Genomic DNA, 16,581 nt, shown 5'->3' on the forward strand with positions numbered 1-16,581 from the left:
TTTTGATAGTGTTGCGCATTTTTAGAAATTAAGACAAAATAAAGAGGAATTTTTTATGAATGAACGGCTTGAAGATATTGCACTTGCTTTGGTGCATGCGGGTAAAGGTATTTTGGCGGCAGATGAAAGTACGGCGACCATTGGAAAGCGTTTTGAAAGCATTGGTGTTGAATCCAATGAAGATAAGCGCCGTGCTTATCGTGAAATGCTTTTTAGTACAAAAGAAGCGATGGAAAACGCCATCTCTGGGGTTATTTTATTTGATGAAACCATTCGGCAAAAAGCATCAACTGGGAAAATGTTGACGGATCTTATTCGGGATTCAGGCGCTTTGCCAGGGATTAAAGTTGATACCGGTGCAAAGCCCTTGGCTGCTTTTCCCCAAGAAACAATTACCGAAGGGTTGGATGGTCTTCGTGAGCGGCTAAAAGATTATTATGCTTTGGGAGCACGTTTTGCTAAATGGCGTGCGGTAATTGCTATTGATGAATACACTTTGCCAACAAGAGGCGCCATAAGACAAAATGCACAAGCTCTTGCACGCTATGCTGCCTTATGTCAGGAGTTCAATATTGTGCCCATTGTTGAGCCGGAAGTGTTGATGGATGGATCATCGTGTGGGCATTCAATTACACGCTGCTTTGAGGTGACACGCACTGTTTTGCAGGCTGTCTTTAAAGAATTGTTTGAAGCTCGTGTTCTTTTGGAGGGGATGATTTTAAAGCCCAATATGGTGATTGATGGAAAGGATGCTCGCAAGGCTAGTGTTGAAGAAGTTGCTGAAAAGACCGTCCAAGTGCTTAAACAGACTGTTCCTGCCGCTGTTCCCGGAATTGCTTTTCTTTCTGGAGGGCAGTCTGATCAGGAAGCAACGGCGCATTTATCTGCTATGAATTCTTTGGGCGTATTGCCTTGGAAATTGACCTTTTCCTATGGACGAGCACTGCAAGCAGCTGCCTTAAAAGCATGGGCAGGAAAAGATGAAAATATTGCTGTTGCACAGAAGGCATTTCGTCATCGCTCTCGGATGAACCATCTTGCGGCTTTGGGACAATGGACAAAAGAACAAGAAAAAGCGTGCGATTGAAGCACAAGCCCTGTTCTTAAATGCGGGGAGATTTTGCATGTTTCTGCGTGATTTTAGGTGCCCTCATCATGATAAGAATGGTGGGGGCATTTTAGGCTTGAAAGCTTTCTCAGAGAGTTTTTTCCTTGGACCTTTTAAAAGTCTTTAATGGGTGCTATCGAGAGATAAGATTGCGGGAGAGGTGCACTTTCGAGAAGGGGAAATAATGCTAGGAAATTTGTGAGTGCACAGCACTTTAGTATGGTGTCGTTCATGGGTGGGCACTTGCTTTTTGCGTGAAAATCATAAAGCTCATACTGTATTGAAGAGTTTGATATTGTGATATTTTTTCTTTTTCATGTTATCATTACTTGTCATCAGCAGAATTTATTTGATTGCAGTTTTAAAGGTGGATTAAGCGGGTAGATTAGAGAGTTGCGATTTCTGAGCGGATTAGAATACAGCTTATGAAGCTTTTCTGCGTCAGGATAGCTTCCTCTTCAATGGGGGTAGTTTTTCTATTGGCGAACGAATTGAATAACTCTTGCGAAAGAAAATAGATTTGCACCTCAATAAAACACCTATTTTTTCGTTAAAATGGATAAATTTTTCTTGTATTTTTTGATGATATAATTACAAATGTCTAACTTCATAGCATCTTGGCTTAAAACGGGGGGAGTTGTGGACGGTATATCTTCTAAAAATAACAGTATATCTTCTAAGAATACAAGCATCAAAAGAAAAAATCGATACGCAGAACAGAGCTTTTCTGCAATTATGATGCGAAAATTGTGCAATATGGTGCGTGGGGTATTCGAAGGGATCTTTACAGTATTTACTTTCACAATTTTTCTTATCCTGTTCAACATACGTGGACCGGTTCATGCCATACTAAGCTTCTTTTCGGGTGCGAGTGGATTAGCGTGCTTTTTCTTTTTTGTCGGATACTACTTACAACGCCGCGAAGCAACAGCAGATGAAGCCGGTATATCGCTCACATTAATCTTAGCAATTGGTGAAGGCGTTTTTTCTATTTGCTGCATGTATGCTATGTGGGGTTACGACGCTCTCTTGTTCCGTTTAGCACCTCCTGGGTATGTTCTTATTCTCCCTGAATAAATAGAGTGCAATTCGTTTGCATACAAATAAAAATGAGAGGCTGTCTGCCTCTCAAATTCTTAATAATCGCTCTCCAAAATAATGACATCAGATCCGCTTTAATGAAGGGACTAACAAGCTTTGGGTCCTTAAGCCTCAAGGCAACCCTTTACAAGTTGCGCCTAACGGCATCCTTAACCTTAAGACAGCAAAACGGCTTATTTTGTTTTTCTCATGCGGTTCTGAAATCATGATATAAGGGGCAAGCTTCTCATCGTGCCTAAATGGTAACTTATCGTGTGTTAAATGGAAAAATGAGAAAAAGCATCTTTATGCAATATAATCCAATTATGATTTTTTGATTTAAACATAAAGGGTTTCAAGTCTTCTACAAGCAGATACGATAAAAGGGGGAAAATCGCCTATACTTAGCAACTAAGGCGTATTTTAGATGCTCTTGATATAGCTATATCAACAAATGATTTTGAATGACTCATCCTTTTATCTCTATTCACTAAAAGGTTATTTTGAGGGTTCTTGGTTAATGACTGTAAAGGAAAATTAGCACATAATATTTCGCTTTGCTGGTATAGATGCTGAATGAGTTAATTATCTAGAGGATCACTGAAGAGGGAGTGCTAAAAAATGATGAAAATCCTCTGCACTTCGGTGAATTCGTGGTTGAAGCTATAATCGTAGAACTTGGCTTATCTGGTACTGAAACAGCTGAATGGTTTGAAATGGTTAGGGTGTCAGTTCTGCATATGCTTGGCTCGCTATACAAAAAAATTATGATTTAGTGCAAGCTTTTAAACATAAATACCCTAAAGATATATCTTCTTTGTATATGTTCTTATCATCGTTAAAATGCCTTCTTAAAGCACGACAGGGGATGCTATAAAATTGAGAGCTGTAAAATATATGGGGCAGGGGGTGAGAAGATGGTGTTCAATCGAAGTACTCTATCCTTATTTTTATGGGCTATGCCTGAAAGAGAGAGCTGGAGAGACAATTTATGAGCAAAGAGAACGGTGTTTTGAGGTTGCGGTGTCTGCAAGAGCAGAACAGTGGTCATGGTGATATTTACAAACAATAAATTTGATAAAATTTTACGATTTTGCCAAAAGCCAGTTTATTATAAACGCTGTTTCTCATGTGCTCTCACACAAAAGTTATAAGAAGCCCAAAAGTGCTAAAAAAGTCTTTGCTCTTTTTCAATAAGACGGATCTGTAAACAATATTCAAAAAGTGTTCGTGTTTTTGAAAGAGAATAAAAGGATACTCTTGCAATAGAGAAGCGTATTTGTGAATTACAATTTGTCATGATTTTCGGTAAACACTATTGTTTAGAGCGGTGAGAGAGGGCATGAAAAATTTTCATATTCAGTTTTTTTAAAGAGTGTGGTCAGTCTTTAGGGTAGTGCTTGTGTCCCTAGAGCCTATCAAGTGAGCCGCATAAGGGTTTCAGCAAGCGAGCACCATTATACTCTTTGCCAGCGTATACTCTTTTGTCAGCGCCCCAATGTTTTGACAGCCCTTAGAACGTAAAGGGGCAAGAGAGGTATTTTATTCCTTTCTTGTACCGTTTTACTTCACACGCCAACTCTGCTTGTGATGAGCAAGCCAAGCGATTTTGTTTGACTCACTATGAGGGTTTGACATGAGAAAATCCTATGGTATTCATGATCTTTCATGAAAAACAATGAATTATCCTTATAAATCAACGTGACAGTGCTGTTATGAAGAGAACTCTTTGCACATCTTAATAGCTCATAGCGATTTAACTGGGTATTATTTTATATTCTGTACACAGAAGTGTCTTTATAAAAATACTCCATCTTGCGCAGAAAAAAGAACAACCCGTTAAAAAAGAAAAACATCTCAATGCTTGCTTTTCTTTTTTCCATGAGAGATTTAAATTGATAAGCCTGTCTGAAAAAAGTGCTGTTTATGCCCTTAAAGATATTGCTCTTGTATCAAGATTACTTATTCGGGTGAAAATTGCAATTTTGCGAGGTAAGCATAAACGCCATTTTTTGCCACAAGTTCGGCATGGGTTCCTTCTTCCACAAGGGCGCCTTTATCCATAACAAGAATGCGATCTGCTTTTAAAATTGTTGCCAAACGATGTGCAATGACCAAGGTTGTGCGGTTTTGCATCAACCCTTCTAAGGCGTCTTGCACCAACTTTTCACTGTTTGCATCTAAAGCAGATGTTGCTTCATCAAGCAGCAACAGGGGTGCATTTCTTAAAATTGCCCGCGCAATACCAATGCGTTGTTTTTGTCCCCCAGAAAGCATGGTACCGCGTTCTCCTACTTGCGTATCCAAGCCATCTGGTAAAGCTTGAATAAATTCAAGTGCATTAGCCGCTTTAGCAGCAGCAAGGATTTCTTCTTCATGGGTATTTTCAGTTCCAAAAATAATATTATCACGCAATGTTCCATCAAAAATAGCAACATCTTGTGGAACATAGGAAATTGCACTGCGTAAATCTTGTAAAGAAAGGCGATTAATTTCTATGCCATCCAACCGAATTGTTCCATTTGTCGGATCATAAAAACGAAGGATCAAAGAAAAAATGCTGCTTTTTCCTGCTCCGGAAGCCCCAACAAAAGCAACCGTTTCGCCTGCTTTTACAGAAAATGAAAGCGAGCGTAAAACCTTCTCTTGTGGTCTAGAAGGATAGGTAAAATCAACCTGATCAAAAACAAGTTCACCTCGAACAGGTTGCTCTAATGATAAAGCATTTTTAGGAGCTACAATAGTAGGTTGTTCTTGTAACAATTCGGCAAGCCGTTCAGCAGCGCCTGCTGCTTGGATTAATTCTGCTCCCAGTTCCGATAATTGCGCAAAAGTAGAAGCTCCAAAAACCGCATAAAGGACAAATTGCCCTAATGTCCCTCCTGTCATCGTTCCATTCAAAACATCACGCGATCCAATCCATAAAACAGCAACCACACTGCTAAAAACCAAAAAAATTGCAAACCCCGTAAAAAAGGAGCGCAAGATTACAGAAGCACGTGCTGTTTGAAAAGCACGTTCTATCAATTGTGAAAAACGTATTGTAACGAGTTTTTCAGCGGTAAAAGCTTGCACAGTGCGAATAGCACTTACCTGCTCTGTAGCAACAGCATTGGCATCTGCGAGACGATCTTGCGCCGCGCGGGTACGAGAGCGAACTTTACGTCCAAAGACGACCAAGGGAATGGCCACAACAGGAATAGCCGCTAAAACCAACAAAGACAATTTAGCATTGGTGATCACCATCATCACGACGGCTCCGATCACGATAATCAGCTGACGCAAAGCGGTAGAGGCGGTAGAGCCCACAGCTAATTTTATTTGTGTGGTATCTGTTAGAAGCCTTGAAACAATCTCTCCTGAATGTGACCGATCAAAAAAAGCAGGAGAAAGTTTCATAATATGGACAAACACATCACGCCGTAAATCGGCAACAATCCGTTCTCCTAAGGTGATAACACAATAATAACGGGCTGCTGAAGCAAATGCGAGAAACAAGGCTAAGATAAACAAAATTCCAAAGTAAAAATTGATATGTCCATGGCTTGAAGTAGAAAACCCATGATCAAACATTTGGCGGATAGCCACAGGCAAAGCTAATGTGACTAGAGCAGCAAGAGATAACGCTAGAAAAGCAAAGATAAACAACCAACGATAGCGCAAAAGATAAGGAACAAAAATTGCAAGCGAAGAGAATGAAGATTTCTTAGGGGAAGACTTTGTCGATTTTTCTGAACGAGAACGTAATGTCATAAAATTTTTCTCACTGTATTGGATTTGTAACACTTGATACAATGATGTATCTTGAACACTTGTTTTTTGATGCGTGCTCGGCTATAGGAATAAATACTTTAAATCAGTGTATCAAAAAGACAAAGGAAGCGCACTTAAAAAAACGAGCAAGTGTTCTTTCATTCTATAAACGCAAAAGGTTTGACGCATGAAAGCGAATATTCATCCCAACTATCACAAAATTACCGTTGTAATGACGGATGGAACCCAATATACGACGCGTTCCACTTGGGGAAAAGAAGGTGATACCCTTAATCTAGATATTGACCCAAGAACGCATCCAGCATGGACAGGTGGGTCCCAAACACTTGTAGACCGTGGCGGTCGTCTTTCTAAGTTCAAAAATCGTTTTGGTAATATTGGCATGTAAAAGCCTCCTTTTTATGGGGTACAAGGGTTTTAAACAAAACGATTGCAAACGATGAGTTTTTGATCCTATCAAAGAGTGCACTTTAAATATTAATTCAAAAACGCATCCGACATAAACAGATGGGTCTATAAATAATTGTGGTTGCGTTTTTTAAATTCAAAAATCATTTTGAAATATACGCATAAATCCTTTCTTCCCTAGAGTATAAAGACTTGAAATAAAATAATTGCAAACTTTTCTTCTTTTTTTGGAACTGAACATACCCATGGAGAGGAAATTTTTGCCGCTTCTAAAGCTGCCAATGTATTTGAATTTATTCAAGCTTTACCAAACGTTTTTGATACGCAAGTAGAAGAACGTGGTACTATGCTTTCTGGGGGGCAAAAACAACGCATTGGTATTGCACGCGCGATTTTAAGAAATGCAGCCCTCTTACTGCAAGCCGGCACCATCATTATATTTGCCAACTCGTGGATGTTGCTACAGCCTTTAGCATTTGAGACGATTCATGAGAGGCATTTTAAGTCCTTTCTTAATAGTTTTTTTATTCACGCGGGTTTTCCCCGCTTGGGACATGCAAGAAACATAGTTTTGGTTGATTCAACATGGAACAGATTTGAAATGAGAGAATCCTATGATATTCAGAATTCTCATTCAACATATAAAACAATGAATTATTATTATAAATCAAAATGTTGCTATTTGATGAAGTAACATTTGCTTTAGATGCAAACAGTGAAAAGTTGGTGCAAGATACTTTAGAAGGATTGATGCAAATTCCTAAATCCTGGTCATTGCACATCGTTTGGCAACAATTTTAAAAGCTAATCGTATTTTCGTGATAGATAAAGGCGCTTTTGTGGAAGGAGGAACACACAACTCATTATAAAAAATAATGTTTATGCGCATTTGGCTCAACTGCAATTTTCATCTGAGTAAGTGATCTTGATACAAGAGTAGTATTTTGAAGGCCATAAACAGTACTCTTTTCAAACAGGCTTATCAATTTGAAACTCTCATGGAAAAAAGAAAGGCAAGCATTGAGATGCTTTTCTTTTTTAACGGGCTGTTCTTTTTTCTGCGCAAGATGAAGCATTTTTATAAAAATACTTCTGTGTATAGAATGTAAAACGATGCCACGTTAATCTCTATGAATAATTAAGGGGAGAGCTCTCTTTATAACAGTATCTTCACGTTGATTTATAAGGATAACACATTGTTTTTCATGAGAGATCTTACATGGAATTTCTCGTTTCAAATTTGGTTATGTTGCATTAGTCAAAACCATGTCTCTTGCATGCTGCAAGCAGAGAGAGCTCGCGTGAAGTAAAAATACTTAAAGAAAGAATAAATCCTCTTCATGAAGCGTCCCAAGTTTTAGGGGCTGTAGTAATATTGAGGGGATTAGGAAAGTGTATGATGATGTCGCTTTACTAAAAAAGAGCCGATAAATGAGCAGAGAGGCGCTTTTTATTGATGTTATAAAACAGTGCGAACAAAGCACGCAGTTTGTTTTGCTGTTTGGTTGAGTTAAGGTTTTTATTACTTTGAAAATCAATATTTCATGGATCATGCATTTTGAGGGCTTATAAGGCTTTTCTTTAAAGTACATAAATCATTAAAACGGCATTATTAAATACAAATTGTTTTATTTTACAAACAAAAATATCTATATTTTGTGTATTGTTTTTATTAAAATATAATATGTAGTGATTTTCAAATCAGATGTACACACAATGATACAATATCGAGGGATCGATAAAAGAGCTGCGTTAAATATTGGTGGGAATAAAAGAGAGCAAGAATGGAAGAAGACATAAAATTGGCAATAGCTTTCATAATAGCTACAATTAAGGTCATTTGGAAATGGGGGAAAAAATGTGGGAGCGGAAGATTCGGCGTTATGATTTTGTGCATCATATGGATGGGGAAGTGGTGGTATTTGGGATACTCAGTGGATTTTTTGTTCGGTTTGGCAATGATAGTGTGTTGTGGGGGAAGCTTAATGCTTGCATTGGCAATTTATCAGAACAAGCATTTAACTAAACAACTTGAGCAAAAAGAGCAAGAGTGCGCTGGATATCAAGATATTATTGCACAATGGGAACAGAAGTGTCTTCAATTGACTGACCAACTTGAGCGAAAAGAGCAAGATTGCGCTGGACATCAAGATATTATTGCACAATGGGAACAGAAGTGTCTTCAATTGACTGACCAACTTGAGCGAAAAGAGCAAGAGTGCGCTGGATATCAAGATATTATTGCTCAAGGAGAACAAAGGCTTTTTGCAAAAACTCAAAAAGTATCGCAGGAATGGTTGAAACAATGGGATGAGGGAGTAAGGCTATGGGAAAGAGACGTACTGGGGATAAAAAATCCTAGGGAAGATATGAAATTCAGTGGAGATCGGCTTCCATTGGTAAAGGATATTTGTGTTCGAGGGGATCACAAAGTGCGTTTATTGTACAAGCAAGCACTTGGAAAAAAACTTACTTATGAACATTACAAAAAAATATGTAGTCTCTTGGATACCTCGTATTTTAGGAAATTTTTTGTAAAAGCAGTGCGATTAATGAGAAAGAATGGAATAACTCTGCAAAAGTTTGTAGATCCTCTTACGAAAAAAAAACGGAGTCAACCTACGATGTTATTACTTCATTGGTGGTTATATGTTCTTGATGATATGATTACAGCTGAATGCAAACAGCACCAAAAGGAAAACTTTACAGGGGAGGATGAAAAGAAAAAATTTACAGATACTTTGTGGGACAACATATCTATAAGTATAGAACACAAAGAGATAGAGAAAATGCTAAAGCTTTCGGAATCTTGGTCTGGTGAGTGTACTTTATTATTATATTGTAAAAAGAATGTGTTGTTGTTGTTGTGTGATATTTCCAGTGATTATAAGGCGGCAAGAGAAACTTTCATTTACTATAAGAAGCTTATTAAAACAGTAAAAAAAGGCTATGTTGCCTTTGATAATGGTTGCCATTCTGTCACAGTTAGAGATGCAATCAATACTTGTAAAGAGAATGACACAAATAGAGCAAAAAATCTTTCCATTGTTGAAGGGAATCCAACATTTGAAGAAGCTTACAAATTAGGCGTTAAAGAGTGGATGAAATCATCAAATGAGAAATGCGATAACCGATTGATCTTTTGGGAGAAGCTTGTTGAGGAAAAAAAGTTAAAAGACAAATTAAAAGTTATCTTTGGGGATAAGAAGGTAAAGGCGCTGAAAGAGGCTATTGAAAAAGATAAAGAGCAGCTTGCAAGTGAAATGCAGAAAGCAATTTTGGAAAACAAAGATTTTTGTTACTATAAATCTCGAGAGTATTTCATAGACTATCTGAGATAATGGTTAAATGAAGGGGGGAATGGCTGTATAAATCAATGGATTTGCTAAAATTTCTGTTGTCATGTAGAGGTGAAAACTATGAGAGGCATATGTGATAGCCCTTAGCAGAGAGGGGATATTTTAAATTATAGTCAATCTTTTTTGCTGTGTAGGCGGTGATTTCTTAAGAGAAGTAGGGGAGGATGTTGGCTTCTGATGTCGTTTTTGCTTCTTGGGGCGTTTTGTTGTGATGATATTTTTTTTTGCGGAATATATCGCTACCGCCTTCTTTATCAGTGACAAAAACACCGGCTTCGCGAAGCATCAGTATGCTGGTAGTTTTATCAAAAATGTGCAGGTTATCTCCCCAAAAACCATCGGTTTTTTCTGCGGCGACATAAGCTAAATTCGAGAGCAGCAGCACCAAAACGGCGAAGTTTGGCAACTTCCATCATTATATTGCGTAATTCAATAAGATAGGCTCCATGATTTGGACGACCAAAATGAGGCATGCTTGTAGCAATGACACAATCTTCCAGTCTGCGTCGAGCAGAAACACGACAGCGTCGGTTATTGAAAAAAGCACCATACCCGCGTTCTGCGGTGAAGAGTTCATCACTCACGGGATTGTAAATGACACCACCAACGATTTTTCCTTGGCTTTCTAAGGCAATGGAAACAGCAAAAAAAGGAATGCCATGGAGAAAATTTGTAGTGCCATCTCAAAGGGTCAACAATAAAACGGTGTTGTGAATCTTCTCCAATGATTTCTTCTGACTCTTCCATCAGAAAACCAAATTTGGGGTGCGCTTTGCTTAATTCATTGAAAATAATTTTTTCCGCTTTGCGATCTGCTTGGCTGAGGTCATCTGCTGGATTTTTTTAGGCTTAAATGCCTTTTTTGAGAACTCTTTCTAATTTTAGGCGAATGTGTTCATTGCCGGCAATGATATTTTTTTTGCGAAATATATTGTTGCCGCCTTCTTTATCGGTGACAAAACCACCGGCTTCACGAACCATCAATATTCCAGCAGCCATATCCCAAATTTGCAGGTTATCTTCCCAAAAGCCATCGGTTCTTCCAGCAGCCACATAAGCTAAATCAAGAGAAGCTGCACCAAAACGGCGAAGTCCGGCAACCTCTGCCATCACATTACGTAATTCAATAAGGTAGGTTCCATGATTTGGGCGACCAAAATGAGGCATTCCTGTGGCAATGACACAATCTTCTAGTCTGCGTCGAGCAGAAACGCGACAGCGGCGGTCATTGAAAAAAGCACCACACCCGCGTTCTGCGGTAAAGAGTTCATCACTCACGGGATTGTAAATGACACCACCAACGATTTTTCCTTGGCTTTCTAAGGCAATGGAAACAGCAAAAAAAGGAATGCCATGGAGAAAATTTGTAGTACCATCTAAAGGGTCAACAATAAAACGGTGTTGTGAATCTTCTCCAATAATTTCTTCAGACTCTTCCATCAGAAAACCAAATTTGGGGCGCGCCTTGCTTAGTTCATTGAAAATAATTTTTTCCGCTTTGCGATCTGCTTGGCTGACATAATCTGCTGGTCCTTTCAAAGACACTTGCAAATTTTGCACTTCACCGTAATCACGTACCAACGAGCGTCCTGCTTTCATTGCAGCTTGCACCATGACATTCATGACTGCAGAATGGGCCATTTTTTATTCCTTTATTTATCTTTTTCATTTGCGCGACGCAAATAAATCAACTCATTGGTGTCTACAATGATACGTTCACCAGCATTCATAAAGGGGGGAACAAGAATCCGAATCCCGTTTTCAAGAATGGCGGGTTTATAAGAGGAGGTAACCGTTTGTCCTTTGATGGCAGGATCGGCTTCTGCAATCGTGACAGCAACTTGATCAGGAAGTGAGATGCCAATAGGCTTTTCTTGATAAAGTTCAACTGTGACTGTCATCCCATCTTGGAGAAAAGCAGCACGTTCACCAACAAAATCCTTTTGAAGTTCTAGTTGTTCATAAGATTCTGAATCCATAAAGACCAAAGCATCCCCTTGTTGATAAAGAAATGTGAAATCTTTTTGTTCAAGGCGCACGCGTTCAACTGTCTCAGCAGCGCGAAATCGCTCATTAAGTTTTGTACCATCAATCAAATTTTTCATTTCAACTTGGTTAAATGCACCACCTTTTCCTGGTTTTACAGCGTTGCATTTAACAGCAACCCATAAGCTTCCTTGATGTTCGATCACATTACCAGGGCGAATTTCATTGCCATTAATTTTCATCGTTTCTATCCAATTCTATTCTTGCAAAAAGAACTCTCTTGTTGTCTTTATGGCGCTTTTCTTTGCTGCCTTTAACGGTCAAGCTCTTTTGTTATTTTCGGGCTAAAATCCCTTTGATTAACCTTGCGGCTCTCTCATGGTCCTGTGTGCTCTTTATGGGCTTTCTCCTGCTTTTTGCAAAGAGAAAAGCTTAAGTAAAAAAGGACCTTGATGTATTTTTGTTTTTCAGTTCTTTGCAAGACCATAAAAAGCGCTCAGACGCAAGCTTTTTAAAAATTTGCACAAAAATTTTTTAGAATTTTTGGGGGAATTTATCCCGTTGTGTCGTAAAATATCATCATTGATGGCAATGATATAATTGATGGCAATGATATAAGTTCCGTAAAACCATGAGGTATTCTTATAAGAATATGTGATAAATATTTGAATACGGAGTTTGTTATGAGTGTCTCATGGGATAGAGCGTGGTGTGTGCTATCGCAGGGTGTTCGTTTGTATTTTCATCAGAGATCAGCTGTAAAAGGGCTCTTTGTTTTATCGAGGTTAGAACTCTAAATCTTTTGAGCAGTAGGTATTCTTCTGTACTTGATGCGATTTCATCATGAGGGTATGGGGGTTGTTGTTTTGTGACGATATCCGCATAGAAAAAGACAAGTGGAACATTTAGGATATCGGAAATCTCTTTTAAACGCCCTGCACTGACACGATTTAAGCCGTTTTCATATTTCTGGATTTGTTGGAAAGTAACACCTAAATGTTGACCTAATGTTTTTTGAGACATCTTTAGCATTTTTCGTCTCAAACGAATTTTTTTTGCCAATGAATGTGCCACTAAAAATGTCGTTATAAGGATTTTTACCAAGACCCTAGAAAATGCTACACGGGATATAGAAAACTCTTCAGCTGCTTCAATCACAGATAGTCCAAGTTTTGCATTTACATCTTCGCGTAACAATTCACTAGGGTGTGGGGCATTTTCATTATTTTTAGTATTCTTCTTTTCTTAAATCTCAAAGCTATAATTTACACTATTTTGTATTGTCACAATCTATAATAAAATTTATCCACTCTGGCTAAAAATGAGGTTTTTTATTGAGGTGCAAATCTCTTTGCCTTTCGCAAGAACTTTTAAGTCTTTACGTGTAAAATATAGAGAATGTTTACATTAAATAGCGGGTTCATTTGGGCTGAGTACTTATATGAGCACGTGGTTCTCCGTTCACATTATACTGAAGAAGAGACACTATAACTCTACTATTTAATCTTATTCTATAACTCAAAGTTACACCCATATTTTGTTGCTTTTGAGGTTGATCTGTATAGATCACATTATATCCATTCCGTCGCAACAGATTGATAAATAAAGGAGTAAAGTTGTCTGCTGTATTATTTTTCTTTATAAGAAGTGTGGTTGTAGCTGGTGGTAGAGGTCTCTTGATATCGCTAATAAATTTGTTAGCAACTAATTGTGCCTGACGCTTTGTAAGACTTTGATCAACATAATTTGATGAATAATTGCCTACAGATGCGCAACCAGCTACCAACACAACCGGTGACAGCAATAAATATTTTAACATCTTTAATTCCCCTTACTTATTGTTGCTCTTTATTTGCGAAGCTCCTATTCCAGAAATAAGAGCAACTTTACGCATAGCACATTAACAACATATCGGTATCTAATCAATCGGTTAATTAATCAATGAATAATGGTTTCAGCTGTAAAGGCTGCTTGAAGTGCTTCTGGTGGCGTATATTTTAATAAACTGCTGCTTTTAGTGATTATGATAAAAAAGCAATTTTTTGCGTTTGCATGTTAAGATCATGTCCTCTATCACTATTATAAAATGATGTGTTAAGTGTTATTCCAGATTGATCAAAAAAATTTTCAAGCATTGCTTTTTGAGGGATATCTTTTTTTAATACGTATGAATGCTTATCCTGTTTGCTGTAAAATACTATCGTTTGAGGTGTGGTGCTATAAGGTATCAAATTTTGCACATGTGATGTTTTTATGAGAGTGTGTGGTGAATATTTGAGGGAGCTTGTCGGGATAATTTTGTGAAATGAACCACATAAAATGGGAAGCTAAAAGAGTTCTGTTCTGAGAAGACGGATTGTTTCCCAACTGGATAGGGAAGGGGCTTCTGTCCTTTGAGGGGTGGGAGGCAAGTCAAGAATAGAGAGTGTAGCGCCCTATATTATGATGTTAAAAGCTTCATTTTGATCAGAGAGTAATTGTAAAATGGCTCTTTGTTTTATCGAGGTTAGAACTCTAAATCTTTTGAGCAGTAGGTATTCCTCTGTACTTGATGCGATTTCATCATGAGGGTATGGAAGCTGTTGTTTTGCTGAGGTGTCCGCATAGAAAAAGACAAGTGGAACATTTAAGATATCGGCAATTTCTTTTAAACGCCCTGCGCTGACACGATTTAAGCCGTTTTCATATTTCTGGATTTGTTGGAAAGTAACACCTAAATGTTGACCTAATGTTTTTTGAGACATTTTTAGCATTTTTCGTCTCAAACGAATTTTTTTGCCAATGAAAATGTCGTTATCAAGATTTTTGGCTCGCATTTTAAAGCCCCCGCCGGTTGCGAGCGCCCTCGCGTTGGTATTCCGGGAGTCTAAAAACACTGACCTCGAATCAGCATTTTGCTTTTAGTGCTTAAAGCACCTGGACATAGCAAAATCTCCCGGAATTCCGGGATACCCGCAAAGCGGGGTAAATTTATGTACGAGGTTTCGGGTTTTTAGAGCCCTATTGGTCGTTGCGTATGCGACCAAAACACCTTTCAATATGTAAAGTAATTTCGGAGGCTTGGCAATAAAAAATAGCTTTTTACTGAGAGTCGGCGTGTTTTTCATCCAAGCAAAAAGAATGAAAAAATAGATCTTGCGGAATTTTCGGGATAGTCTAGCTCTTTTGCTTATTGGATATTGTTTGTTAAGCAAATGATACCAGTGCGTTTTCTTTACCAATGAAAATGTCATTATCAAGATTTTTGGCTCGCATTTTAAAGCCCCCCGCCGGTTGCGAGCGTCCTCGCGTTGGTATTCCGGGAGCTTGAAAATACTGAATCCGAATCAGCCTTTTTGCTTTTAGTGCTTAAAGCACTTGGACAGAGAGCAAAATCTCCCGGAATTTCTATAAATTTTATCTTTTTGATGCAGAGAGGAGTATTTTAAAAAACAGGAAGGAGCTTTATTGCTTCTTTGTGCGCTTTTTCTAGTTGTGCCTTATCCATGCCTTGGAGCATTATTTCAAGATCAGGAGCTTGCATTTTTGCCTCCTTTGCGAGCATATACCATGCCGCTGCCATTATTATATCGCCTTTTGTTCCTGTGCCATCTCGATAAAGCCTTGCAAGGGAAATCTGTGCTGGTGCTACCATGTTGATAGCATTTCTTTGAAGTAAATGAAAAGCACGCTGAAAATCTGTTTCTCCTCCACGCCCTTGTACAAGCCATTGTGCTAAATGAAGTTGAGCTTTTAAGTGGTTGTTTTGAGCTGCTACTTCCATGAGCTTGCGGGCATTGCGATCATCCTTTGGTCGTTTTAATGTGCCTAAGGAAAGAATTTTTGCAGCAGAAAAAGCCGCTTCAGCATCCCCAAGAGCAGCACCTTTTAAGTACCATTTTAAGGCTTGCTCTATTGCTTCATTTTCACGACTTTGGGAAGAAACACCAGGGAGAGCTTGTTTTTCCTGTGAGGCTTTATAAAGAAGCAGTTGTCCATAATAAAAATAGGCTTCCTTGACGCCTGCTTTGACAGCTTTTTGAATGAATTGCGCACCAAGTTCTTGATTTTGTTTTATAAAGTTACCATCGAACAACATAAGTCCATAGCGTAGTTGTGCTTGGGGTTCCCCCTGTTTTGCAGCGCGCTCAAACCATAAAGCAGCACGCGCACCGTCAATAGGAACAGCACATCCTTCCATATAAATTCGGGCAAGAAGAGTTTGTGCAAAAGGATCATTTTTTTCAGCACGTCGGAGTGCTTCACGAAAAGCTTTTAAATAATAACCTTGGATGTAATAGTCATAGGCTTGGTCATAGTCTCCAGCTTTTAAGGGCTGAAAGGGTTCTTGAGTGTTTGAAGCTTCTTGAATCGTATTGAAAGAGCTTTCAGAATTTGAGATTTCTTCAGTGTTTCCCGCTGAACTTACAGCAGAACTTGCAAGCCCAATCACGCCTAAGATGAGCAGCTTCACGCTTCTCTTGATCATGGTGTTTTCTCCTCATTACCGATCAGAATTTTCACATTTTTTTTTCATCATTACAAGCCGTATAAGAATTTCATTTCTATATTACTTTTTATCTCTCAGTTTTTCGTCTTGGTTCAAGGTAGGGTTGGGTAAGTTAAAAAAGTAGCATAAATGTCGACGAGAGACAGACTGTTTAAAACAGTTCTGTTAAAAATAATAATGATGAAGGGTTATCGTATGTAAAGATGCTTATCTTCTATTATATCAATGGCTTCTCCTCTTAAAATGAAAAAATGCTTACAATGGGGGCTGCTTTTTAAAATACGTATGAATGTTTATGAATAGCACACACTATCGCGTTATGTTAGCTTGCATTCTCATCAGAGATCAGTTGTAAAAAGGCTTTCTTTTTTACCGTG

At 38.4% G+C, this 16,581-nt stretch carries 12 protein-coding genes and 3 pseudogenes; 7 read left to right on the plus strand and 8 right to left on the minus strand.

From position 1 onward, the window contains the following. Positions 1 to 55: 55 nt before the first annotated feature. The 3 genes from ACFIMG_RS07275 (at position 56) to ACFIMG_RS07285 (ending at position 2,964) form a co-directional block, all read left to right on the plus strand. Complete coding sequence (locus ACFIMG_RS07275; protein WP_375678374.1) at positions 56 to 1,087, plus strand: class I fructose-bisphosphate aldolase; 1,032 nt, start codon at positions 56 to 58, stop codon at positions 1,085 to 1,087. A 660-nt stretch (positions 1,088 to 1,747) separates the two neighbouring features. Next, complete coding sequence (locus ACFIMG_RS07280) at positions 1,748 to 2,185, plus strand: hypothetical protein (RefSeq protein WP_375613192.1); 438 nt, start codon at positions 1,748 to 1,750, stop codon at positions 2,183 to 2,185. 656 nt (positions 2,186 to 2,841) lie between these two features. Beyond that, complete coding sequence (locus ACFIMG_RS07285; protein WP_375678375.1) at positions 2,842 to 2,964, plus strand: hypothetical protein; 123 nt, start codon at positions 2,842 to 2,844, stop codon at positions 2,962 to 2,964. 1,186 nt (positions 2,965 to 4,150) lie between these two features. Here ACFIMG_RS07285 and ACFIMG_RS07290 read toward each other — a convergent pair. After that, a complete protein-coding gene (locus ACFIMG_RS07290; protein WP_375678376.1) occupies positions 4,151 to 5,941 on the minus strand; it encodes an ABC transporter transmembrane domain-containing protein in 1,791 nt (596 codons plus the stop codon). Between the two features lie 187 nt (positions 5,942 to 6,128). Between ACFIMG_RS07290 and rpmE the strand changes: the two genes are divergently transcribed. The 4 genes and pseudogenes from rpmE (at position 6,129) to ACFIMG_RS07310 (ending at position 9,711) form a co-directional block, all read left to right on the plus strand. Next, positions 6,129 to 6,350, plus strand: a complete 222-nt coding sequence (gene rpmE / locus ACFIMG_RS07295; RefSeq protein ID WP_005774581.1) for a 50S ribosomal protein L31 — start codon at positions 6,129 to 6,131, stop codon at positions 6,348 to 6,350. Between the two features lie 246 nt (positions 6,351 to 6,596). Then, positions 6,597 to 6,836: pseudogene (locus ACFIMG_RS07300) on the plus strand (ATP-binding cassette domain-containing protein); the annotation flags it as partial. A gap of 209 nt (positions 6,837 to 7,045) precedes the next feature. After that, positions 7,046 to 7,289: pseudogene (locus ACFIMG_RS07305) on the plus strand (ABC transporter); the annotation flags it as partial. An 865-nt stretch (positions 7,290 to 8,154) separates the two neighbouring features. After that, positions 8,155 to 9,711 (plus strand): hypothetical protein, encoded by a 1,557-nt coding sequence (locus tag ACFIMG_RS07310; protein WP_375678377.1) that lies wholly within the window; start codon positions 8,155 to 8,157, stop codon positions 9,709 to 9,711. Between the two features lie 247 nt (positions 9,712 to 9,958). On the opposite strand, the pseudogene ACFIMG_RS07315 reads toward ACFIMG_RS07310, so the two are convergent. From ACFIMG_RS07315 to ACFIMG_RS07345, 7 genes and pseudogenes are all read right to left on the minus strand, one after another. Beyond that, positions 9,959 to 10,572 (minus strand): annotated as a pseudogene (locus ACFIMG_RS07315) (inositol monophosphatase family protein); the annotation flags it as partial. Between the two features lie 6 nt (positions 10,573 to 10,578). Continuing rightward, complete coding sequence (locus ACFIMG_RS07320) at positions 10,579 to 11,370, minus strand: inositol monophosphatase family protein (protein ID WP_375678378.1); 792 nt, start codon at positions 11,368 to 11,370, stop codon at positions 10,579 to 10,581. Between the two features lie 11 nt (positions 11,371 to 11,381). Continuing rightward, positions 11,382 to 11,957: an elongation factor P gene (gene efp, locus ACFIMG_RS07325; protein WP_015856958.1), complete on the minus strand. Its 576-nt coding sequence runs from the start codon at positions 11,955 to 11,957 to the stop codon at positions 11,382 to 11,384. A gap of 439 nt (positions 11,958 to 12,396) precedes the next feature. Beyond that, positions 12,397 to 12,810, minus strand: coding sequence for a helix-turn-helix domain-containing protein (locus ACFIMG_RS07330; RefSeq protein WP_375678385.1), 414 nt, complete (start codon positions 12,808 to 12,810; stop codon positions 12,397 to 12,399). Positions 12,811 to 13,135: 325 nt separating this feature from the next. Continuing rightward, positions 13,136 to 13,534, minus strand: coding sequence for a hypothetical protein (locus ACFIMG_RS07335; protein ID WP_375678379.1), 399 nt, complete (start codon positions 13,532 to 13,534; stop codon positions 13,136 to 13,138). Positions 13,535 to 14,150: 616 nt separating this feature from the next. Further along, the gene (locus tag ACFIMG_RS07340) at positions 14,151 to 14,531 is read right to left on the minus strand and encodes a helix-turn-helix domain-containing protein (RefSeq protein ID WP_375678380.1); all 381 of its coding nucleotides are present in this window, start codon (positions 14,529 to 14,531) and stop codon (positions 14,151 to 14,153) included. Between the two features lie 608 nt (positions 14,532 to 15,139). Then, entirely contained in the window at positions 15,140 to 16,183 is a 1,044-nt protein-coding gene (locus ACFIMG_RS07345; RefSeq protein WP_375611748.1) for a tetratricopeptide repeat protein, read from the minus strand. Between the last annotated feature and the right edge of the window lie 398 nt (positions 16,184 to 16,581).

It is taken from the genome of Bartonella sp. AP11XZML, from assembly GCF_042196445.1.
In the GTDB taxonomy this organism is placed as follows: domain Bacteria; phylum Pseudomonadota; class Alphaproteobacteria; order Rhizobiales; family Rhizobiaceae; genus Bartonella.